18 protein-coding genes and 1 pseudogene are annotated in these 20,914 nt (G+C 69.9%); 4 read left to right on the top strand and 15 right to left on the bottom strand.

The features are described from left to right. Nucleotides 1-413 precede the first annotated feature (413 nt). Nucleotides 414-963: pseudogene (locus E6U81_RS30055) on the top strand (Uma2 family endonuclease). Between the two features lie 67 nt (nt 964-1,030). On the opposite strand, the gene nuoN reads toward E6U81_RS30055, so the two are convergent. Genes nuoN through E6U81_RS29985 form a run of 14 tightly spaced genes read right to left on the bottom strand, consistent with a single transcriptional unit; the run spans nt 1,031 to nt 16,880 of the window. Then, entirely contained in the window at nt 1,031-2,686 is a 1,656-nt protein-coding gene (nuoN, locus tag E6U81_RS30050; protein WP_136233172.1) for an NADH-quinone oxidoreductase subunit NuoN, read from the bottom strand. Further along, on the bottom strand, nt 2,683-4,275 hold the full coding sequence (locus tag E6U81_RS30045) for an NADH-quinone oxidoreductase subunit M (protein WP_136233171.1): 1,593 nt from the start codon (nt 4,273-4,275) through the stop codon (nt 2,683-2,685). Before E6U81_RS30045 ends, nuoN begins: the two co-directional genes overlap by 4 nt. 1 nt (nt 4,276) lies before the next feature. Continuing rightward, the gene (gene nuoL, locus E6U81_RS30040; RefSeq protein ID WP_136233170.1) at nt 4,277-6,172 is read right to left on the bottom strand and encodes an NADH-quinone oxidoreductase subunit L; all 1,896 of its coding nucleotides are present in this window, start codon (nt 6,170-6,172) and stop codon (nt 4,277-4,279) included. A 9-nt stretch (nt 6,173-6,181) separates the two neighbouring features. After that, the gene (gene nuoK / locus E6U81_RS30035; RefSeq protein WP_030653455.1) at nt 6,182-6,481 is read right to left on the bottom strand and encodes an NADH-quinone oxidoreductase subunit NuoK; all 300 of its coding nucleotides are present in this window, start codon (nt 6,479-6,481) and stop codon (nt 6,182-6,184) included. Continuing rightward, nucleotides 6,478-7,284: an NADH-quinone oxidoreductase subunit J gene (locus E6U81_RS30030; RefSeq protein ID WP_136233169.1), complete on the bottom strand. Its 807-nt coding sequence runs from the start codon at nt 7,282-7,284 to the stop codon at nt 6,478-6,480. Before E6U81_RS30030 ends, nuoK begins: the two co-directional genes overlap by 4 nt. Then, nucleotides 7,281-7,883, bottom strand: a complete 603-nt coding sequence (gene nuoI, locus E6U81_RS30025) for an NADH-quinone oxidoreductase subunit NuoI (protein WP_136233168.1) — start codon at nt 7,881-7,883, stop codon at nt 7,281-7,283. The genes E6U81_RS30030 and nuoI overlap by 4 nt, the downstream gene beginning before the upstream one ends. 3 nt (nt 7,884-7,886) lie before the next feature. Continuing rightward, nucleotides 7,887-9,239 (bottom strand): NADH-quinone oxidoreductase subunit NuoH, encoded by a 1,353-nt coding sequence (gene nuoH, locus E6U81_RS30020; protein ID WP_136233167.1) that lies wholly within the window; start codon nt 9,237-9,239, stop codon nt 7,887-7,889. Further along, nucleotides 9,236-11,740 carry an NADH-quinone oxidoreductase subunit G gene (locus tag E6U81_RS30015; RefSeq protein WP_136233166.1) on the bottom strand — a complete coding sequence of 835 codons (2,505 nt, stop codon included), beginning with the start codon at nt 11,738-11,740 and terminating at the stop codon, nt 9,236-9,238. Before E6U81_RS30015 ends, nuoH begins: the two co-directional genes overlap by 4 nt. Further along, nucleotides 11,737-13,113: an NADH-quinone oxidoreductase subunit NuoF gene (gene nuoF, locus E6U81_RS30010; protein WP_136233165.1), complete on the bottom strand. Its 1,377-nt coding sequence runs from the start codon at nt 13,111-13,113 to the stop codon at nt 11,737-11,739. The genes E6U81_RS30015 and nuoF overlap by 4 nt, the downstream gene beginning before the upstream one ends. Then, complete coding sequence (gene nuoE / locus E6U81_RS30005; RefSeq protein ID WP_136233164.1) at nt 13,113-13,868, bottom strand: NADH-quinone oxidoreductase subunit NuoE; 756 nt, start codon at nt 13,866-13,868, stop codon at nt 13,113-13,115. The genes nuoF and nuoE overlap by 1 nt, the downstream gene beginning before the upstream one ends. Then, a complete protein-coding gene (locus E6U81_RS30000) occupies nt 13,865-15,205 on the bottom strand; it encodes an NADH-quinone oxidoreductase subunit D (protein ID WP_136233163.1) in 1,341 nt (446 codons plus the stop codon). The genes nuoE and E6U81_RS30000 overlap by 4 nt, the downstream gene beginning before the upstream one ends. Further along, entirely contained in the window at nt 15,205-15,954 is a 750-nt protein-coding gene (locus tag E6U81_RS29995; RefSeq protein ID WP_136233162.1) for an NADH-quinone oxidoreductase subunit C, read from the bottom strand. The genes E6U81_RS30000 and E6U81_RS29995 overlap by 1 nt, the downstream gene beginning before the upstream one ends. Continuing rightward, nucleotides 15,951-16,505, bottom strand: coding sequence for an NADH-quinone oxidoreductase subunit B (locus E6U81_RS29990; RefSeq protein ID WP_030028258.1), 555 nt, complete (start codon nt 16,503-16,505; stop codon nt 15,951-15,953). The genes E6U81_RS29995 and E6U81_RS29990 overlap by 4 nt, the downstream gene beginning before the upstream one ends. Nucleotides 16,506-16,520: 15 nt before the next feature. Next, a complete protein-coding gene (locus E6U81_RS29985; protein WP_030653431.1) occupies nt 16,521-16,880 on the bottom strand; it encodes an NADH-quinone oxidoreductase subunit A in 360 nt (119 codons plus the stop codon). 774 nt (nt 16,881-17,654) lie between these two features. Between E6U81_RS29985 and E6U81_RS29980 the strand changes: the two genes are divergently transcribed. Both E6U81_RS29980 and E6U81_RS29975 read left to right on the top strand, forming a co-directional pair. Beyond that, on the top strand, nt 17,655-18,485 hold the full coding sequence (locus E6U81_RS29980; protein WP_136233161.1) for a C40 family peptidase: 831 nt from the start codon (nt 17,655-17,657) through the stop codon (nt 18,483-18,485). A 241-nt stretch (nt 18,486-18,726) separates the two neighbouring features. After that, complete coding sequence (locus E6U81_RS29975) at nt 18,727-18,999, top strand: hypothetical protein (RefSeq protein ID WP_136233160.1); 273 nt, start codon at nt 18,727-18,729, stop codon at nt 18,997-18,999. Between the two features lie 10 nt (nt 19,000-19,009). Here E6U81_RS29975 and E6U81_RS29970 read toward each other — a convergent pair whose 3' ends face one another. Further along, nucleotides 19,010-20,293, bottom strand: coding sequence for a geranylgeranyl reductase family protein (locus tag E6U81_RS29970; RefSeq protein WP_136233159.1), 1,284 nt, complete (start codon nt 20,291-20,293; stop codon nt 19,010-19,012). 97 nt (nt 20,294-20,390) lie between these two features. Here E6U81_RS29970 and E6U81_RS29965 point away from each other — a divergent pair, with 97 nt between their 5' ends. Beyond that, the gene (locus E6U81_RS29965) at nt 20,391-20,912 is read left to right on the top strand and encodes a GNAT family N-acetyltransferase (RefSeq protein WP_136233158.1); all 522 of its coding nucleotides are present in this window, start codon (nt 20,391-20,393) and stop codon (nt 20,910-20,912) included. The last annotated feature ends 2 nt before the right edge of the window (nt 20,913-20,914 follow it).

Raw genomic sequence — 20,914 nt, 5'->3', positions numbered from 1 at the left:
CCTGACCCTCTACCAGGCCCTGGACCTCCTCCAACACCTCATCGCCACCTGGACCGGCACCTGCCCCACCTGCCACCAACCAGTCCCATGGCACCCCTACGACACCACCTAACAAAGCACTACTAGGCCGTCTCTTCCGGATCTTGCCGGGCCCGCGCCGCCCGGCACCGCACCCGGCCGCGTTGTCGGAGCGCCCGAGTACGTCCAGTACACGGGCGCCCCTCCGCCTTGCCGGCCACGGCACCGGACGACGCGGGCCCGACCGACAAGATCCGAAAGAGACGACCTAGTCCGGGCCGCGGCGCGGTCAAGTACCCCCGGCGTATGACTCACTCGTCAGTGTGGCTCTGCGTGAGAACTCCGGCGCTACGCTGATCGGACTCGCGAGACTCCGTGGCATGGGAGCACTGCCGATGAGCGTCGATCCCGAGATCCCCGGGCAGGAGCCCGCCCCGCGCTGGCCCGTCCCGCCCGCGGGCGGGTGGACGGCCGACGACCTTGACCGGCTTCCCAACCTGCCTCCGCACACTTTGAATGGCAACTCGACTCGCTGGTTCCGGACGGACTTGAAGTGATGAGAGAGTTCACCGTCGACATCGACCGACTGAACCGGCCCGAGCCGGACGTCCTCGTCGTCGATGAGGAACTGGCCCGGGGCACCGAGCAGCAGACACGGATCCCTGCCACATCCGTCCGGCTGGCCGTCGAGGTCGTCTCACCTGACTCGATCGGCCGGGACCGCGAGACCAAGCCGGTCAAATACGCCCGGGCAGGCATCCCCACTATTGGCGGGTGGAGAACAAGAACGACCGGGCGGTCGTCTATGCGTTCGAACTGGAACCGGCTACGCACACCTACGTCGCAACGGGCATCTTCCACGACCGGTTGAAGGTCTCGGTCCCCTTCCCCATCGACCTGGACCTGGACCTCACCACCATCACGCCGAAGGGGCTACCGCAGTAGCCCCGAGCAAAGGCGAAGGGCCCGGCTCCCCAAGGGGAGCCGGGCCCTGTCGCGTGCGGCGGACCGGTCAGCGGACGAAGGTGCTCGCCTGTCCCGCCAGTTCCAGGAAGTACTGCGGCGCCAGGCCCAGTACCAGGGTGACCGCGACGCCCACCGCGATGGTCGTCATCGTCAGCGGCGAGGGGACGGCCACCGTCGGACCGTCGGCCTTCGGCTCGCTGAAGAACATCAGGACGATCACCCGGATGTAGAAGAACGCGGCGATCGCGGACGACAGGACACCGATCACGACCAGCGCTCCGGCGCCGCCCTCCGCCGCCGCGCTGAACACGGCGAACTTGCCCGTGAAGCCCGACGTCAGCGGGATGCCGGCGAAGGCGAGCAGGAACACCGCGAAGACGGCCGCGGTCAGCGGCGAACGCCTGCCCAGGCCCGCCCACTTGGACAGGTGCGTCGCCTCTCCGCCGGCGTCGCGCACCAGTGTGACCACCGCGAACGCGCCGATCGTCACGAAGGAGTAGGCGAGCAGGTAGAAGAGGACGGACTGGACGCCCTTCTCCGAGGTCGCGATCACACCGGCCAGGATGAAGCCGGCGTGCGCGACGGAGGAGTAGGCCAGGAGCCGCTTGACGTCCGTCTGGGTCACGGCGATCACCGCGCCCGCCAGCATCGTGACGATGGCCACCGCCCACATCACCGGACGCCAGTCCCAGCGCAGCCCCGGCAGGACCACGTAGAGCAGTCGCAGCAGAGCGCCGAACGCGGCCACCTTCGTCGCCGCCGCCATGAAGCCGGTGACCGGGGTCGGGGCGCCCTGGTAGACGTCCGGGGTCCACATGTGGAAGGGAACAGCACCGACCTTGAAGAGCAGGCCCGTCATGATCAGCGCACCGCCCATGAGCAGCAGCGCGTCGTTGCCCATGGTGCCGGCCAGTGCCGGATCGATCTTCGTGATCGTGCCGTCGACCACGTCGGCGATCACCGCGTACGACACGGAGCCCGCGTAGCCGTAGAGCAACGCGATGCCGAAGAGGAGGAAGGCGGAGGAGAAGGCGCCCAGCAGGAAGTACTTCACCGCGGCCTCCTGCGACATCAGCCGCTGGCGGCGGGCGACGGCGCAGAGCAGGTACAGCGGGAGGGAGAAGACCTCCAGGGCGACGAACAGCGTCAGCAGGTCGTTGGCCGCCGGGAAGATCAGCATTCCGGCGATCGCGAACAGGGCCAGCGGGAAGACCTCGGTGGTGGTGAACCCCGCCTTGACCGCGGCCTTCTCGCTGTCGCTGCCCGGTACCGACGCCGCCTGGGCGGCGAAGGAGTCCACCCGGTTGCCGTGCGCGGCCGGGTCCAGGCGCCGCTCGGCGAAGGTGAAGACGGCGACGACCGAGGCCAGCAGGATGGTGCCCTGCAGGAAGAGCGCGGGGCCGTCCACGGCGATGGCGCCCATCGCGGCGATGTGCGCCTTCGTCGAGCCGTACCCGCCGGCCGCGAGGCCGACCACCGCGGCGAAGGCCGAGGCCAGCGCGGCGAGGGCGAGGAAGATCTGGACGTAGTACCGGGACCTGCGGGGCACGAAGGCCTCCACGAGGATCCCGACGATCGCCGCGCCCACCACGATCAGCGTGGGAGCCAGCTGCGCGTACTCGATGACCGGCGCCGGGATCCGGCCGGCGGGCGTGTCGGCCGCCAGTGTCCACAGGCTGTGGGCGGAAGTCAGTGTGCTCACTTCGCCTCCTCCCCGTTCTTGGCTTCGACGGCGACCTCGGGCTTCGGGTCCGTCTGCTTCACGTCCGACATGGTGTGCTCCACCGCCGGGTTGACGATGTCGGTGAGCACCTTCGGGTAGACGCCCAGCCCGATCAGCAGCGCGATCAGCGGGGCGACCACCAGCACCTCGCGCAGGCGCAGGTCAGGCATCGCACGGACCTCCTCCTTCACGGGCCCGGTCATCGTGCGCTGGTACAGCACGAGCGTGTAGAGAGCGGCCAGCACGATGCCGACGGTGGCGATGATCCCGACGACCGGGTAGCGGGCGAACGTGCCGACCAGGACCAGGAACTCGCTGACGAAGGGCGCGAGGCCCGGCAGCGACAGGGTGGCGAGGCCGCCGATCAGGAAGGTCCCGGCGAGGACCGGGGCCACCTTCTGGACGCCGCCGTAGTCGGCGATGAGCCGCGAGCCGCGACGGGAGATCAGGAAGCCGGCCACCAGCATGAGCGCCGCCGTCGACAGGCCGTGGTTGACCATGTAGAGGGTGGCACCGGACTGGCCCTGGGAGGTCATCGCGAAGATGCCCAGGATGATGAAGCCGAAGTGCGAGATGGAGGCGTAGGCCACCAGCCGCTTGATGTCCCGCTGGCCGACGGCCACCAGCGCGCCGTAGACGATGCTGATCAGGGCCAGGACGAGGATCACGGGCGTGGCCCACTTGCTGGCGTCGGGGAAGAGCCCGAGGCAGAAGCGGAGCATCGCGAAGGTGCCGACCTTGTCGACGACCGCGGTGATCAGCACGGCGACCGGAGCGGTGGACTCGCCCATCGCGTTCGGCAGCCAGGTGTGCAGCGGCCACAGCGGGGCCTTCACCGCGAAGGCGAAGAAGAAGCCGAGGAACAGCAGCCGCTCGGTGTTGGTCGCCATGTCCAGGGTGCCCGCGGCGCGGGCGGCGGTGATCTCCTGGAGCGAGAAGTTCCCGGCGACCACGTACAGGCCGATGACGGCGGCCAGCATGATCAGGCCGCCGACCAGGTTGTAGAGCAGGAACTTGACCGCCGCGTAGCTGCGCTGCGCGGCCGCGTTCTCGTCGCTGCCCGAGTGGGCCCGGTCCCCGAAGCCGCCGATGAGGAAGTACATCGGGATGAGCATGGCTTCGAAGAAGATGTAGAAGAGGAAGACGTCGGTGGCCTCGAAGGAGATGATCACCATCGCCTCGACCATGAGGATCAGGGCGAAGAAGCCCTGGGTCGGGCGCCAGCGCTTGGAGCTGGTCTCCAGGGGGTCGGCGTCGTGCCAGCCGGCCGCGATGACGAAGGGGATCAGGAGCGCGGTGAGTCCGATGAGGACGACGCCGATCCCGTCCACGCCCAGTTCGTAGCGGACCCCGAAGTCGGGGATCCAGGCGTGGGACTCGGTGAGCTGGTAGCGGTCGCCACCGGGTTCGAAGCGGACCGCGACGAGCACGGCCAGGGCCAGTGTCACGAGCGAGAAGAACAGCGCGAGCCACTTGGCGGCGGTCCGGCGGGCGGCCGGGACGGCCGCCGTGAGGATCGCGCCGACCGCGGGCACCGCGGCCGTGACCGTCAGAAGCGGGAAGTCCATGTCACACCGCCCTCATCAGCAGGGTCGCGGCGATGAGGATCGCCGTGCCCCCGAACATCGAGACCGCGTAGCTGCGGGCGTAGCCGTTCTGCAGCTTGCGCAGGCGGCCCGAGAGCCCGCCGACCGAGGCGGCCGTCCCGTTGACCACCCCGTCGACCACGCTGTGGTCGAGGTACACGAGCGAGCGGGTCAGGTGCTCCCCGCCGCGCACCAGCACGACGTGGTTGAAGTCGTCCTGGTACAGGTCGCGGCGGGCCGCCCGGGTGAGGAAGGAGCCGCGCGGGGCGACGACCGGAACGGGCCGCTTGCCGTACATCGCCCAGGCGATGCCGACTCCGACGAGCAGCATCACCATGGTGGCCGCGGTGACCGTCATGGCGCTGACCGGCGGGTTGCCGTGGGAGTAGCCCGTGACGGGCTCCAGCCACTTCAGGAAGCGCTCGCCGATCTCGAAGAAGGCGCCGGCGAAGACCGATCCGAAGGCGAGGATGACCATCGGGATGGTCATGGACTTCGGGGACTCGTGCGGGTGCGGCTCGTGGCCCTCCGCGTCCGGCTGCCAGCGCTTCTCGCCGAAGAAGGTGAGGAGCATGACGCGGGTCATGTAGAAGGCGGTGATGCCGGCGCCCAGCAGGGTGACCCCGCCGAGGATCCAGCCCTCGGTGCCGCCCTTCGCGAAGGCCGCCTCGATGATCATGTCCTTGGAGAAGAAGCCGGACAGGCCCGGGAAGCCGATGATCGCCAGGTATCCGAGGCCGAAGGTGACGAAGGTGACCGGCATGTACTTCCGCAGGCCCCCGTACTTGCGCATGTCGACCTCGTCGTTCATCCCGTGCATCACGGAACCGGCGCCGAGGAAGAGGCCGGCCTTGAAGAAGCCGTGCGTCACCAGGTGCATGATCGCGAAGACGTAGCCGATGGGGCCGAGGCCCGCGGCGAGGATCATGTAGCCGATCTGCGACATCGTCGAGCCCGCCAGGGCCTTCTTGATGTCGTCCTTCGCGCAACCGACGATCGCACCGAAGAGCAGCGTGACCGCGCCCACGACGGTGACCACCAGCTGGGCGTCGGGCGCCGCGTTGAAGATCGCGGCGGAGCGGACGATCAGGTAGACGCCGGCGGTGACCATGGTGGCCGCGTGGATCAGGGCCGAGACCGGGGTCGGGCCCTCCATCGCGTCCCCGAGCCAGGACTGCAGCGGGACCTGCGCCGACTTGCCGCAGGCGGCCAGCAGCAGCATCAGGCCGATCGCGGTGAGCGTGCCCTCGGACGTCTCGCCCACCGCGCCGAACAGGGGCGTGAAGGCGAAGGTCCCGAAGGTGGTGAACATCAGCATGATCGCGATCGACAGGCCGATGTCGCCGACGCGGTTGACCAGGAAGGCCTTCTTCGCGGCGGTGGCCGCGCTGGGCTTGTGCTGCCAGAAGCCGATCAGCAGGTACGAGGCGAGGCCCACGCCCTCCCAGCCGAAGTACAGCAGCAGGTAGTTGTCGGCGAGGACCAGCAGCAGCATGGCCGCGACGAACAGGTTCAGGTAGCCGAAGAAGCGGCGGCGGCGCTCGTCGTGCTCCATGTACCCGATCGAGTACACGTGGATGAGCGTGCCGACGCCCGAGATCAGCAGGACGAAGGTCATCGACAGCTGGTCCAGCTGGAACGCCATGTCCGCCTGGAAGCCCTCGACGGGGATCCAGGTGTACAGGTTCTGGGTCAGCGTCCGGTCCTCGGCGCTGCGCCCCAGCATGTCGGCGAAGAGCACGACGCCGATCCCGAAGGAGGCGGCCGCGAGCAGGGTGCCGAGCCAGTGGCCGGTCTTGTCGAGGCGCCGGCCGCCGCAGAGCAGCACCACCGCTCCGAGCAGGGGCGCCGCGATCAGCAGCGCAATCAGGTTCTCCACAGCGACCCCTTACAGCTTCATCAGGCTGGCGTCGTCGACCGAGGCCGAGTGGCGGGTACGGAACAGCGACACGATGATCGCCAGGCCGACCACGACCTCCGCGGCGGCGACGACCATCGTGAAGAAGGCGATGATCTGGCCGTCGAGGTTGCCGTGCATCCGGGAGAACGCGACGAAGGCGAGGTTGCAGGCGTTGAGCATCAGCTCGACGCACATGAACAGCACGATCGCGTTCTTGCGGATCAGCACGCCGGTGGCGCCGATCGTGAAGAGCAGGGCCGCCAGGTACAGGTAGTTGACCGGATTCACTTCGAGGCCTCCTCACGGCCGAGGCGCTCGGCGGAGCTCTGCTCCAGCGCCTTGAGGTCGTCGAGCGCCTCGCCGGACACGTCGCGGATCTGGCCGCGGGCGCGGAGCGTCTGGCTGACGGTCAGCTCGGACGGGGTGCCGTCCGGCAGCAGGCCGGGCACGTCCACCGCGTTGTGCCGGGCGTAGACGCCGGGCGCGGGCAGCGGCGGGAGCTGCACGCCCTCGCGCACGCGGCGCTCGGCCAGCTCGCGCTGGGTCGCGGCCCGTTCGGTGCGCTCGCGGTGCGTGAGCACCATCGCGCCGACGGCCGCGGTGATCAGCAGCGCGCCGGTGATCTCGAAGGCGAAGACGTACTTGGTGAAGATCAGCTGCGCGAGGCCCTCGACGTGTCCGGCGGAGTTGATCCGGCCGAGCCCGTTGAAGTGGCCGAGCCCCGCGTGGCCGATGCCGGCGAACAGCAGGATGCCGAAGCCGAGCCCGCACAGCAGGGCCAGCCAGCGCTGCCCCTTGATGGTCTCCTTCAGGGAGTCGGCGGCGGTGACGCCGACGAGCATGACCACGAAGAGGAAGAGCATCATGATCGCGCCGGTGTAGACGATGACCTGGACGACGCCCAGGAAGTACGCCCCGTTGGCGAGGTAGAAGACGGCCAGGATGATCATCGTCCCGGCGAGGCTGAGTGCGCTGTGCACGGCCTTCTTCATCAGGATCGTGGCCAGCGCGCCGATGACGGCGACCGTGCCGAGGATCCAGAACTGCACGGCCTCACCGCTGGAGGTGACGCTCGCGGCGACGGCGCTCATGCCCCCACCTCCGCGGCGCTCCCGCCGGCGGCGTCGGCCGGCTCCTCCCCCTTGGAGACCGCCACCTGCCGGACGGTGCCCGGGGCGGCGCCCGTCACCAGTCCGCGGTAGTAGTCCTGCTCGTCCGTGCCGGGGAAGACCGAATGCGGGGCCTCGACCATGCCCTCGGTCAGCCCGGCGAGCAGCTGGTCCTTGGTGTAGATGAGCGACTCTCGGCTGGAGTCGGCCAGTTCGAACTCGTTCGTCATGGTCAGCGCCCTGGTCGGGCACGCCTCGACGCACAGCCCGCACAGGATGCAGCGGGCGTAGTTGATCTGGTAGACCCGGCCGTACCGCTCACCCGGGGAGTAGCGCTCCTCCTCGGTGTTGTCCGCGCCCTCCACGTAGATGGCGTCGGCGGGACAGGCCCAGGCGCACAGCTCGCACCCGATGCACTTCTCCAGACCGTCGGGGTGCCGGTTGAGCTGGTGCCGTCCGTGGAAGCGCGGGGCGGTCGTCTTCTGCTGCTCCGGGTACTGCTCGGTGAGGCGCTTCTTGAACATGGCCTTGAAGGTCACGCCGAAGCCGGCCACCGGGTTCTGCCACTTGTCGTCAGACATCTCTCAAGCCTCCTCTCGGTCCTTGTCGGTGTTCGCCCCGCCACTGACGATCAGCTCCCGCTCGCTGCGGGGCCGCCTGCGCGGTACGGGTGCCAGGTGCTGGCCGGGCTTGGGCGGTACGGGGAACCCGCCCGCCAGCGGATCGAAGGGCGCGGTGTCCTTGCCGGCGTCCGCGGCCGATGCCTTCTCGCGCTTGTCGCGGAAGACGTCCGCGACGAAGGAGAGCAGCAGGATCGCCACGACGGCGCCGCCGACGTAGAGGGCGATGTCCGCGATCTCGTACGCCTCGTTGCGCAGGGCCCGGACGGTGGCGACCATCATCAGCCAGACGACGGAGACCGGGATCAGGACCTTCCAGCCGAGCTTCATCAGCTGGTCGTAGCGCACGCGCGGCAGCGTGCCGCGCAGCCAGATGAAGAAGAAGAGGAGCAGCTGCACCTTCAGGACGAACCAGAGCAGCGGCCACCAGCCGTGGTTGGCGCCCTCCCAGAAGGAGCTGATCGGGTACGGGGCCCGCCAGCCGCCGAGGAACAGCGTGACCGAGACCGCCGAGACGGTGACCATGTTGACGTACTCGGCGAGCATGAACAGCGCGAACTTGATGGACGAGTACTCGGTGTTGAAGCCGCCGACCAGGTCGCCCTCGGACTCCGGCATGTCGAAGGGGGCGCGGTTGGTCTCGCCGACCATCGTGACGACGTAGATGATGAAGGACACCGGCAGCAGCACGATGAACCAGCGGTCCTGCTGGGCCTCCACGATCGCCGAGGTCGACATCGACCCGGAGTAGAGGAAGACCGAGGCGAAGGCCGCGCCCATCGCGATCTCGTAGGAGATCATCTGCGCGCAGGAGCGCAGGCCGCCGAGGAGCGGGTACGTGGAGCCGGAGGACCAGCCCGCCAGGACGATGCCGTAGATGCCGACCGAGGCCACCGCGAGGATGTAGAGCATCGCGATGGGCAGGTCGGTCAGCTGCATCGAGGTGCGCTGGCCGAAGATGGAGACCTCGTTGCCGGCCGGGCCGAAGGGGATCACCGCGATGGCCATGAAGGCCGGGATCGCCGCGATGATCGGGGCCAGGACGTACACCACCTTGTCGGCCCGCTTGACGATGATGTCTTCCTTGAGCATCAGCTTCACGCCGTCGGCGAGCGACTGGAGCATGCCCCAGGGGCCGTGCCGGTTGGGGCCGATGCGCAGCTGCATCCAGGCGACGACCTTGCGCTCCCACACGATGGAGAACAGCACCGTCACCATCAGGAAGGCGAAGCAGAACACCGCCTTGACGAGGACGAGCCACCAGACGTCCCGTCCGAAGAGGGACAGGTCCTCGGCAGCGAGTTGAACGGTGTTCACGCGCCCACCTCCGCAGTGGTGTCGCCTGCGCCGGCCGGGGTCGCCGGGCCGATGCGTACGAGGGTGCCCGGGCGGGCTCCGGCGTCGGCGAGGACGCCGGAGCCGGTGGAGTTCAGCGGGAGCCAGACGACGCGGTCGGGCATCTCGGTGATCCGGAGCGGGAGTTCCACGGTGCCGGCGGGGCCGGTGACCGCGAGGACGTCGCCGTCCTTGACGCCCGTCTCGGCGGCCGTGGCGGCCGACAGCCGGGCACTGGCCTCGTGCCGGGTGCCGGCCAGGGCCTCGTCGCCCTCCTGGAGCCGGCCCTGGTCGAGGAGGAGCCGGTGGCCCGCGAGGACCGCCTCGCCGACGCCCGGACGGGGCAGCGGCACGGGGGCCGTGGACTGCTCGGCTGCGAGCTGGCCCTCCCACGGGCCGAGCCGCTCCAGCTCCCGGCGTACGGCGTGCACGTCGGGCAGAGCGATCGGCCGGTCCGCGGCGTCGGCCAGCATGTGCAGCACGCGGGCGTCGGCAGGGGCGAGCCGGCGGGTCATCTGGTCGGGCTTGAGTGCGGCCTCGAACGGGCGGACCCGGCCCTCCCAGTTGATGAACGCGCCCGCCTTCTCGGCGACCGCGGCGACCGGCAGGACCACGTCCGCGTGGTCGGTGACCTCGGATGGCCGCAGCTCCAGGGAGACCACGAAGGCCTCCTGCAGGGCGGTCCGCGCGCGGGCCGGGTCCGGCAGGTCGGTGACCTCGACGCCCGCGACCAGCAGCGCCGACAGTTCGCGGGTGGCAGCCGCCTCGACGATCTGGCCGGTGTCGCGGCCGTAGCGGTGCGGGAGTTCGTCAAGGCCCCAGGCGGTGGCGACCTCGTCGCGGGCCCGCGGGTCGGTGGCCGGGCGGCCGCCCGGCAGCAGGGACGGCAGCGCACCGGCCTCGACGGCCGCCCGCTCCCCGGCCCGGCGCGGGATCCACACCAGCTTCGCCCCGGTCGCGGCGGCCGCCCGTACGGCGGCGGTCAGCGCGCCGGGCACCCCGGCGAGGCGCTCCCCGACGACGATGACGGCGCCCGGCCGGCGCAGCGCCTCGGCGGCTTCGGCGCCGCCCGCCTCCAGGCCGGTCCGCGAGGACAGCGCGTCGAGCCAGTCGGGCTCGGTGCCGGGGGCGGCCGCCAGCAGGGTGCCGCCGGCCTTCTGCAGTCCGCGGGTGGCGAAGGGGGCGAGGGCGAAGGTCCGCTGCTTGTGCCTGCGGTGGGCCTTGCGCAGCCGCAGGAAGACCCCGGGGGCCTCCTCCTCGGCCTCGATGCCGGCGAGCAGCACCGTGGGCGCCGCCTCCAGCGAGGTGTAGGTGACGCCGTCGCCGTCGAGGTCCTTGCCGGTGCCGGCGACGGTGGCGGCCAGGAAGTCGGCCTCCTCCGCGCTGTGCACGCGGGCCCGGAAGTCGATGTCGTTGGTGTCCAGCACCACGCGGGCGAACTTGGCGTACGCGTAGGCGTCCTCGACGGTCAGCCGCCCGCCGGTGAGCACGCCGGCCCGGCCGCGGGCTGCGGCGAGCCCGTTCGCGGCGGCCTCCAGGGCCTCGGGCCAGCTCGCCGGTTCCAGGACCCCGTCGGCGCTGCGCACCAGCGGGGTGGTCAGCCGGTCCGGGCGCTGCGCGTAGCGGAACCCGAAGCGGCCCTTGTCGCAGACCCACTCCTCGTTGACCTCGGGGTCCTCCGCGGCGAGGCGCCGCAGCACCTTGCCGCGCCGGTGGTCGGTACGGGTCGCGCAGCCGCCCGCGCAGTGCTCGCACACGCTCGGGGAGGAGACGAGGTCGAAGGGGCGGGAGCGGAACCGGTACGCGGCCGAGGTGAGGGCGCCGACCGGGCAGATCTGGATGGTGTTGCCGGAGAAGTACGACTCGAAGGGGTCGTCCTCGCCGGTGCCGACCTGCTGGAGCGCGCCGCGTTCGAGCAGCTCGATCATCGGGTCGCCGGCGATCTCGTTGGAGAAGCGGGTGCAGCGGGCGCACAGCACGCACCGCTCCCGGTCCAGCAGGACCTGCGTGGAGATCGGGACGGGCTTCTCGTAGGTCCGCTTCCTGCCCTCGAAGCGGGATTCGGCGTTGCCGTGCGACATCGCCTGGTTCTGCAGCGGGCACTCGCCGCCCTTGTCGCAGACGGGGCAGTCCAGCGGGTGGTTGATGAGCAGCAGCTCCATCACCCCTCGCTGGGCCTTGTCGGCGACCTCGGAGGTCAGCTGGGTCTTGACGACCATGCCGTCGGTGCAGGTGATGGTGCACGAGGCCATCGGCTTGCGCTGGCCCTCGACCTCGACGATGCACTGGCGGCAGGCGCCGGCCGGGGACAGGAGGGGGTGGTCGCAGAACCGGGGGATCTCGATGCCGAGCTGTTCGGCGGCACGGATGACGAGGGTGCCCTTGGGCACCGAGAGCTCGACCCCGTCGATGGTCAGCGAGACCAGGTCCTCCGGCGGGACGGCGGCTTCTCCCCCGGAGGCGGCCGTAGTGGTGACGGTCATGCGTTCACCTCCGTGTCGGCCCAGAGGGTCGACTTCCTGGGGTCGAAGGGGCAGCCCTTGCCCGTGATGTGCTGCTCGTACTCCTCGCGGAAGTACTTGAGCGAGGAGAAGATCGGGCTGGCCGCGCCGTCGCCGAGGGCGCAGAAGGACTTGCCGTTGATGTTGTCGGCGATGTCGTTCAGCTTGTCGAGGTCGGACATGACGCCCTTGCCGGCCTCGATGTCGCGGAGCAGCTGGACCAGCCAGTAGGTGCCTTCGCGGCAGGGCGTGCACTTGCCGCAGGACTCGTGTGCGTAGAACTCGGTCCACCGGGTGACGGCCCGCACCACGCAGGTGGTCTCGTCGAAGCACTGGAGGGCCTTGGTGCCGAGCATCGAGCCGGCGGCGCCGACGCCCTCGTAGTCCAGGGGGACGTCGAGGTGCTCGTCGGTGAACATCGGGGTGGAGGAGCCGCCCGGAGTCCAGAACTTCAGCCGGTGCCCGGGCCGCATGCCGCCGCTCATGTCGAGGAGCTGGCGCAGGGTGATGCCGAGCGGGGCCTCGTACTGGCCGGGGCCGACGACGTGCCCGGAGAGGGAGTAGAGGGTGAAGCCGGGGGACTTCTCGGTCCCCATCGACTTGAACCAGTCCTTGCCCTTGTTCAGGATCGCGGGAACCGAGGCGATGGACTCCACGTTGTTCACGACAGTGGGGCAGGCGTAGAGCCCCTCGACCGCCGGGAAGGGGGGACGCAGCCGGGGCTGGCCGCGCCGCCCTTCGAGGGAGTCGAGCAGCGCCGTCTCCTCGCCGCAGATGTACGCGCCCGCGCCCGCGTGCACGGTGATGTCGAGGTTGCGCCCGGTGCCGTCGATGTCCTTGCCGAGGTAGCCGGCCGCGTACGCCTCGCGCACGGCCTCGTGCAGGCGCCGCAGGACGGGCACCGTCTCGCCGCGCAGGTAGATGAAGGCGTGCTCGGAGCGGATCGCGTAGCAGGCGATGATCATTCCCTCGATGAGGGAGTGCGGGTTGGCGAAGAGGAGCGGGATGTCCTTGCAGGTTCCCGGCTCCGACTCGTCGGCGTTGACGACGAGGTAGTGCGGCTTGCCGTCGCCCTGCGGGATGAACTGCCACTTCATTCCGGTGGGGAAGCCTGCGCCGCCGCGGCCGCGCAGGCCCGAGTCCTTCACATAGGCGATGAGGTCGTCCGGGGTCATCGCGAGCGCCTTGCGCAGGCCCTCGTAGCCCTCGTGGCGCCGGTAGGTCTCCAGCGTCCACGATTCGGGTTCGTCCCAGAAGGCCGACAGGACGGGGGCCAGCAGCTTCTCCGGGCTGGTGCCTCCCCCAGCCTCCGGCTGGGAGGTGCCCCCATGACTTTCCTTGGATGACACGCTCATCACTCCCCTCCCTCGGTACGGGTCTCGCCGCGCGGGTGGACGATCGGGGTGTGCGGGGAGTCGCCGCGGGCGATCCGCAGGCCGATCAGGGAGGCGGGACCGGCGCCGCCGGTGGCCTCGACCGCGCCCGCCCGCTCGTCCGGGAAGCCGGCCAGGATCCGGGCGGTCTCCTTGTAGGTGCACAGCGGGGCGCCCCGGGTCGGGGAGACCTCGCGGCCGGCCAGCAGGTCGTCGACCATGGCCTTGGCGGAGTCGGGGGTCTGGTTGTCGAAGAACTCCCAGTTGACCATCACCACGGGGGCGTAGTCGCAGGCCGCGTTGCACTCGATGTGTTCGAGGGTGACCTTGCCGTCGGCGGTGGTCTCGTTGTTGCCGACCCCGAGGTGCTCCTTGAGCTCCTCGAAGATGGCGTCGCCGCCCATGACCGCGCACAGGGTGTTGGTGCAGACGCCGACCTGGTAGTCGCCGGAGGGCTTGCGCCGGTACATCGTGTAGAAGGTGGCGACGGCGGTGACCTCGGCGGTGGTCAGCCCGAGCGTCTCGGCGCAGAAGCGGATGCCGGTCTTGGAGACGTAGCCCTCCTGCGACTGGCACAGGTGCAGCAGCGGCAGCAGCGCCGAGCGGCTGTCGGGGTAGCGGGCGACGACTTCCTTCGCGTCCGCTTCGAGGCGTGTCCGTACCTCCGCCGGGAAGTCGGGGGCGGGGAGCTGGGGCATGCCCAGCGAGACCCCTCGGTTCTGAGGACTGGCGGTCATCGGTCGACGCCTCCCATCACGGGGTCGATGGAGGCGACGGCGACGATGACGTCGGCGACCTGGCCGCCCTCGCACATCGCGGCCATGGCCTGCAGGTTGGTGAAGGACGGGTCGCGGAAGTGGACCCGGTAGGGGCGGGTTCCGCCGTCGGAGACGACGTGGACGCCGAGCTCGCCCTTGGGCGATTCGACGGCGGCGTACGCCTGCCCGGCCGGTACCCGGAAGCCCTCGGTCACCAGCTTGAAGTGGTGGATGAGGGCCTCCATGGAGGTGCCCATGATGTTCCTGATGTGGTCGAGCGAGTTGCCGAGGCCGTCGGGGCCCATGGCCAGCTGCGCGGGCCAGGCGATCTTCTTGTCGGCGACCATCACCGGGCCGGGCTCCAGCCGCTCCAGGCACTGCTCGACGATCCGCAGCGACTGGCGCATCTCCTCCAGGCGGATCAGGAACCGCCCGTAGGAGTCGCAGGTCTCGGTGGTGGGCACGTCGAACTCGTAGGTCTCGTAGCCGCAGTACGGGTCCGACTTGCGCAGGTCGTGGGGCAGGCCGGCGGAGCGCAGGATCGGGCCGGTGGCGCCGAGCGCCATGCAGCCGGAGAGGTCGAGGTAGCCGACGTCCTGCATGCGGGCCTTGAAGATGGGGTTGCCGGTGGCGAGCTTGTCGTACTCCGGCAGGTTCTTCTTCATCGTCCTGACGAACTCGCGCAGCTGGTCGACGGCGCCCGGGGGCAGGTCCTGCGCGAGGCCGCCGGGGCGGACGAAGGCGTGGTTCATGCGCAGCCCGGTGATCAGCTCGAAGATGTCGAGGATCAGCTCGCGGTCGCGGAAGCCGTAGATCATGATCGTGGTCGCGCCCAGCTCCATGCCGCCGGTGGCGATGCACACCAGGTGGGAGGAGAGCCGGTTGAGCTCCATCAGCAGGACGCGGATGACGGTGGCGCGGTCCGGGATCTGGTCGGTGATGCCGAGGAGCTTCTCGACGCCGAGGCAGTACGCCGTCTCGTTGAAGAACGGCGTCAGGTAGTCCATGCGCGTGACGAAGGTGGTGCCCTGCGTCCAGTTGCGGAATTCGAGGTTCTTCTCGATTCCGGTGTGGAGGTAGCCGATGCCGCAGCGGGCCTCGGTGACGGTCTCGCCGTCGATCTCCAGGATCAGCCGGAGCACACCGTGGGTGGACGGGTGCTGCGGACCCATGTTGACGACGATCCGCTCGTCGTCGGCCTTGGCGGCCGACTGGACGATCTCGTCCCAGTCGCCGCCGGTGACGGTGTAGACGGTGCCCTCGGTCGTCTCGCGAGCGGAGGAGTGGTTGTCTGCGTCATTCGTGATGGGGGACATCAGCTGTACGACCTCCGCTGGTCGGGAGCCGGGATCTGGGCGCCCTTGTACTCGACGGGGATGCCGCCGAGCGGGTAGTCCTTGCGCTGCGGGAAGCCCTGCCAGTCGTCCGGCATCATGATCCGGGTGAGAGCCGGGTGCCCGTCGAAGACCAGGCCGAAGAAGTCGTAGGTCTCGCGCTCGTGCCAGTCGTTGGTCGGGTAGACGGCGACGAGCGAGGGGACGTGCGGGTCGCTGTCCGGGACGGACACCTCCAGCCGCAGGATCCGGCCGTGGGTGAGCGAGCGCAGGTGGTAGACGGCGTGCAGCTCGCGGCCCTTGTCCCCGGGGAAGTGGACTCCGGAGACCCCGGTGCAGAGCTCGAAGCGCAGGGCCGGGTCGTCGCGCAGGGTGCGCGCGACGCGCACGAGGTGCTCGCGGGCGATGTGGAAGGTGAGCTCGCCCCGGTCGACCACCGTCTTCTCGATGGCGTTCTCCGGGAGCAGGTCCTGCTCCTCCAGGGCGCCTTCGAGCTCGTCGGCCACCTCGTCGAAGTAGGAGCCGTACGGCCGGGAGGTCGCGCCGGGCAGGGCCACGGTGCGCACGAGGCCGCCGTAGCCGCTGGTGTCGCCGCCGTTCGCCGCGCCGAACATGCCCTTGCGGACGCCGATGACCTCGGGGCCCTGGGCGCGCGGTGCGGGAAGGCCGCTGCCGTCCGCGCCGGCCGCGCCGGTGTCGTTGCCGTTCTCCGGCTCTTGGGTCTCGCTCACCGGAGCAGCCCCTTCATCTCAATGGTGGGGAGGGCCTTGAGGGCTGCCGCCTCCGCCTCGCGGGCCGCTTCCTCCCGGTTCACGCCGAGCTTTCCGCCCTGGATCTTCTGGTGGAGCTTGAGGATCGCGTCCATCAGCATCTCGGGGCGGGGCGGGCAGCCGGGGAGGTAGATGTCCACGGGGACGATGTGGTCGACGCCCTGGACGATCGCGTAGTTGTTGAACATTCCGCCCGAAGATGCACAAACCCCCATGGAGATGACCCATTTGGGAGCGGGCATCTGGTCGTACACCTGGCGCAGCACCGGCGCCATCTTCTGGCTGACCCGGCCGGCCACGATCATCAGATCGGCCTGGCGCGGGGAGCCGCGGAAGACCTCCATGCCGAAGCGGGCCAGGTCGTACCGGCCCGCTCCGGTCGTCATCATCTCGATGGCGCAGCAGGCGAGGCCGAAGGTCGCCGGGAAGACCGACGACTTGCGCACCCACCCCGCGGCCTGTTCGACGGTGGTCAGCAGAAAGCCGCTCGGCAGCTTCTCTTCCAGTCCCATGGGAAATTCAGCCCCTCAGTCCCATTCCAGGCCGCCGCGGCGCCATACGTAGGCGTAGGCGACGAAGACGGTGAGCACGAAGAGCAGCATCTCGACGAGCCCGAAGATCCCCAGGGAGTCGAAGGTGACGGCCCAGGGGTAGAGGAAGACAACCTCGATGTCGAAGACGATGAAGAGCATCGCCGTCAGGTAGTACTTGATGGGGAAGCGGCCGCCGCCGGCCGGCATCGGTGTCGGCTCGATGCCGCACTCGTAGGCGTCGAGCTTCGCCCGGTTGTACCGTTTTGGACCGATCAGCGTGGCCATGACCACGGAGAAGATCGCAAACCCTGCGCCGAGGGCGCCGAGCACGAGGATGGGCGCGTACGCATTCACGCTCCTCGCTCCTTCCAGTCGTCCTTGACCGTTGGACCGCCGCCGGCCGAGGGCCCCGCCTCGCGAAGATCGTGCACATGTGAGGCAGTTCACAAGCCGGACTGGTGCGCATCTTATGCCTGCTCGTCTGTGATCTGCGACACGGGTAACAACACCGAGTTTGTGATCTCCACCACCTGACGAACGATCATGAAGTCCGATGAGTGGTGATCTTCATACTCGAAGCAGCCGCATGATCACCAAAGGTGACATTCAAGCCCGTTACCGCAGGTGGACGGCGCGCCGCTCTATCAAACGGTGGCACGTGCAGGCAAATTGGCATCGGCACGCCGGTGATGATAAGGGGATCCGCGTCCCCCGGTCGGGGGGCCCGCGTGTACGGAGGTGGACGCGGGGCATACGAGGGTGCGGCGGGCCGCCGAGTGCGTGCATCCGTTCACGAACCCCTCCCGGCGGCGAGGGCCCGGCTTCACAGGAAGGTCACGGGCCGGCCACAGCGTCCACATGGCGTGATCTCCCTGTGACCTGCGCCACTCTGAATCGGGCGTTCCGAAAGCGGGCTTGGCCATCTGTGCGGAGGGATGGTAGTCCGTGGATCAATTCGGACTTATTTCTGAAACCCCATGATCACAGCCTTGTGAGGGTGTGTCCGTTTCGCCCGTTACGGCGTCAATAAGGGGCGGCGCGTGCCCGGTTCGCGTACCTTCGCGGGCAACTGTGGCGCACCCCACGTTTCTTGAAGGGACCCCTGGCGCCCTGATAGCGGTTGTCCTCATGTCCCACACCGCTCACATACCCAGCCACCGGAAGCCCCGCCGCAGCGCCTCGAAGCTCGCGGTCCGCGCCGGAGTTGCCGGTGGCGTCCTCAGCACCCTGGCCATGGCCGGCACCGCGAGCGCGTCCCCGTCCGAGCCCGTGGCCGAGACGACGCTCGAAATGCCGGTCCTGAACCTGGACCTGGCCGCCGAGGTCTCCTCCGCGGTCACCACGGCCGCCGAGAACACCCGTCTGGCCGCCGTGGAAGGCGAACTGACCGCCCAGGAGGAGAGCGCCCGCACCGGCGCCGCCGCCGAGGCGAAGCAGGCCAAGGAAACGGCCCAGAAGGCCGCCGAGAAGAAGGCGAAGGAGGAGGCGGACCGCAAGGCCGAGGCCGAGCGTGCCACCCGCGACTCCGACCGCACCTCCCTCAAGAGCACTTCCACCCCCGCGAAGGCCCCGCAGGGCACCGGCACCGTGACGGCCCCGGCGACCGGATCCGCCGCCGCCATCGTCAACTTCGCCCGCGCGCAGGTCGGCAAGGCCTACGTCATGGGTGGCACCGGCCCGTCCTCCTTCGACTGCTCCGGCCTCGTCCAGGCCGCCTACCGCCAGGCCGGCATCTCGCTGCCGCGCATGTCCCAGGCGCAGTCCTCGGCCGGTACGTCCGTCTCCCTGAACGCCCTTCAGCCGGGCGACATCCTCTACTGGGGATCCAAGGGCAGCGCGTACCACGTCGCCATCTACGTCGGCGGCGGCAAGTTCGTCGGCGCGCAGAACCCCAGCACCGGCATCGTCGAGCGCAACCTGAGCTACGACAAGCCGACGGGCGCCGTCCGCGTCCTCTGAGCCCGCTCCTGAGCCCCGCTCAGGTCGCGGCAGCAGACACGGCCGAGGGCCGGTACTCCCCCGCTCGGGGGTGGAGTACCGGCCCTGGAGTCGTTTCCCGGACGGTCCGGGCTTTTCGGGCGCACGGTGCCGTGCGCGCCTCCGCTTTCCTCGGCCCGGTGGGCGGCCGTGTCGAACGGGGCCCCGGGCCCTGAGAAGATGGCGGCGCAGTCCCTTGGCGTCGGATGGAGGTGGTGGGCCCGTGGGCACACAGCCGTACGAGCCCCACGGGGCCGGCGACCCCACCGCGGTCCGGGCCGCCCTCGGCCTCGGGCTCCTCGCCGTCGGGGGCTGGCTGCTGAACACCACCCGCCCCTGGCAGAAGCCGGGGCACGCCCTCCTCCTCGCGACCGGCTGGACCGTGTCGGGCGCGCTGCTGGTGTGCGGTCTGGTCCTGCTGGCCCGGTGCGTGCGCACCGTGCACGGATCCCCCGACCCTGAGGGTCGGGGGATCCGGGACCGCCGTCCTTCGTGAGCCGGCTCCGTCAGGCCTTCGGGGCCACCTTCGACAGACCGTTGATGATGCGGTCCATCGCGTCGCCGCCCGCCGGGTCGGTCAGGTTGGCCAGCATCTTCAGGGTGAACTTCATCAGCAGCGGGTGGGTCAGGCCGCGCTGCGTGGCGACCTTCATGACCTTCGGGTTGCCGATCAGCTTCACGAAGGCGCGGCCCAGCGTGTAGTAGCCGCCGTAGGTCTCCTTGAGCACCTTCGGGTAGTTGTGCAGCGCCAGCTCGCGCTGCGCCGGGGTGGACCGGGCCTGCGCCTGCACGATGACGTCGGCCGCGATCTGGCCCGACTCCATCGCGTAGGCGATGCCCTCGCCGTTGAACGGGTTGACGAGACCGCCCGCGTCACCGACCAGCAGCAGGCCCTTGGTGTAGTGCGGCTGCCGGTTGAACGCCATCGGCAGGGCCGCCCCGCGGATCGGCTGCGTCATGTTCTCGGGGGTGTAGCCCCAGTCCTCCGGCATCGAGGCGCACCAGGCCTTGAGGACCTCGCGCCAGTCCAGCTCCTTGAAGGCGGAGGAGGAGTTGAGGATGCCGAGGCCGACGTTGGACGTGCCGTCGCCCATGCCGAAGATCCAGCCGTAGCCGGGCAGCAGCCGGTCCTGCGGGCCGCGCCGGTCCCACAGCTCCAGCCAGGACTCCAGGTAGTCGTCGTCGTGCCGCGGCGAGGTGAAGTACGTGCGCACCGCGACGCCCATCGGGCGGTCCTCGCGCCGGTGCAGGCCCATGGCCAGCGACAGCCGGGAGGAGTTGCCGTCGGCCGCTACGACGAGCGGGGCGTGGAAGGTGACCGGGGTCTTCTCCTCGCCGAGCTTCGCCTGCACGCCGGTGATGCGCCCGGTGCGGGCGTCGCGGACGGGCTCGCCGACGTTGCAGCGCTCGTACAGCCGGGCGCCGGCCTTCTGGGCCTGGCGGGCCAGGGTCTCGTCGAAGTCGTCGCGCTTGCGGACGAGTCCGTACTCCGGGAAGGAGGCGAGTTCCGGCCAGTCCAGCTGGAGCCGCTGGCCGCCGCCGATGATGCGCAGGCCCTTGTTGCGGAGCCAGCCGGCCTCTTCGGAGATGTCGATGCCCATCGCCACCAGCTGCTTGGTGGCGCGCGGGGTCAGCCCGTCGCCGCAGACCTTCTCGCGCGGGAACGCCGTCTTCTCCAGCAGCAGGACGTCCAATCCGGCCTTGGCGAGGTAGTAGGCGGTGGTCGAGCCGGCGGGCCCGGCCCCGACGACGATCACGTCCGCGGAGTGTTCGGAGAGGAGCTCGGTCACTGCGGGGTCTCCCGAAGGCTCGATAAAGGGTGCCCAACGGCACCGGACATGTGCAGTCTATGCAGCGAGAGTGATCGCGATCCGAAGGGCTGCCCCGATGACGACTTCGCCGACCCGGCCCCCGCTCCCGGCGGTAGGGCTGCGCGTGCCCACCGACGAGGACGCCCACGCCTGGCACCGCGTCTTCAACGACGCCGATGTGATGGAGTTCCTCGGCGGTCCCGCCGAATTGTCCGAGTACGAGGAGTTCACCGCGCGCCAGCGCATGCACGACGCACAGCTGGGCCTGTGCCTGTGGACGCTGCTGGACGGCGCCGGCGAGGTGATCGGCTTCACCGGAGCGCAGCCGTGGCCGGTGGACAAGGCGTGGGGGCCGGTCGGGGAGATCGAGATCGGCTGGCGGCTCGGGCGGGCGGCCTGGGGCCGCGGCTACGCGTACGCCGCGGCGCTGGCCACCCTGGAGCGGGTCCGCGGGGCCGGGATCGAGCGGGTGGTGGCGATGATCCACGCCGACAACGCCCGCTCCGTGGCGGTCGCCGAGCGACTGGGCATGACCCTGGCCGAGGAGTTCACCACGCCGGGCGGCAATCCGGCACGCCGCTACGCGCTCGCCCTGTAGGG

The sequence above is a fragment of the Streptomyces sp. A0592 genome, assembly GCF_004795115.1.
GTDB lineage: Bacteria > Actinomycetota > Actinomycetes > Streptomycetales > Streptomycetaceae > Streptomyces > Streptomyces erythrochromogenes.
Note: the sequence above shows the minus strand (reverse complement) of the source record. Positions and strands in the feature narration are given on the sequence as shown.

Coding starts and splice junctions, on each gene's coding strand:
- E6U81_RS30015 (WP_136233166.1), bottom strand. CDS start 11,740: ATGACCGTCACCACTACGGCCGCCTCCGGGGGAGAAGCCGCCGTCCCG.
- E6U81_RS30045 (WP_136233171.1), bottom strand. CDS start 4,275: ATGGACTTCCCGCTTCTGACGGTCACGGCCGCGGTGCCCGCGGTCGGC.
- E6U81_RS29965 (WP_136233158.1), top strand. CDS start 20,391: ATGACGACTTCGCCGACCCGGCCCCCGCTCCCGGCGGTAGGGCTGCGC.
- nuoF (WP_136233165.1), bottom strand. CDS start 13,113: ATGAGCGTGTCATCCAAGGAAAGTCATGGGGGCACCTCCCAGCCGGAG.
- E6U81_RS29980 (WP_136233161.1), top strand. CDS start 17,655: ATGTCCCACACCGCTCACATACCCAGCCACCGGAAGCCCCGCCGCAGC.
- E6U81_RS30000 (WP_136233163.1), bottom strand. CDS start 15,205: ATGTCCCCCATCACGAATGACGCAGACAACCACTCCTCCGCTCGCGAG.
- nuoI (WP_136233168.1), bottom strand. CDS start 7,883: ATGTCTGACGACAAGTGGCAGAACCCGGTGGCCGGCTTCGGCGTGACC.
- E6U81_RS30030 (WP_136233169.1), bottom strand. CDS start 7,284: ATGAGCGCCGTCGCCGCGAGCGTCACCTCCAGCGGTGAGGCCGTGCAG.
- nuoE (WP_136233164.1), bottom strand. CDS start 13,868: ATGACCGCCAGTCCTCAGAACCGAGGGGTCTCGCTGGGCATGCCCCAG.
- E6U81_RS29990 (WP_030028258.1), bottom strand. CDS start 16,505: ATGGGACTGGAAGAGAAGCTGCCGAGCGGCTTTCTGCTGACCACCGTC.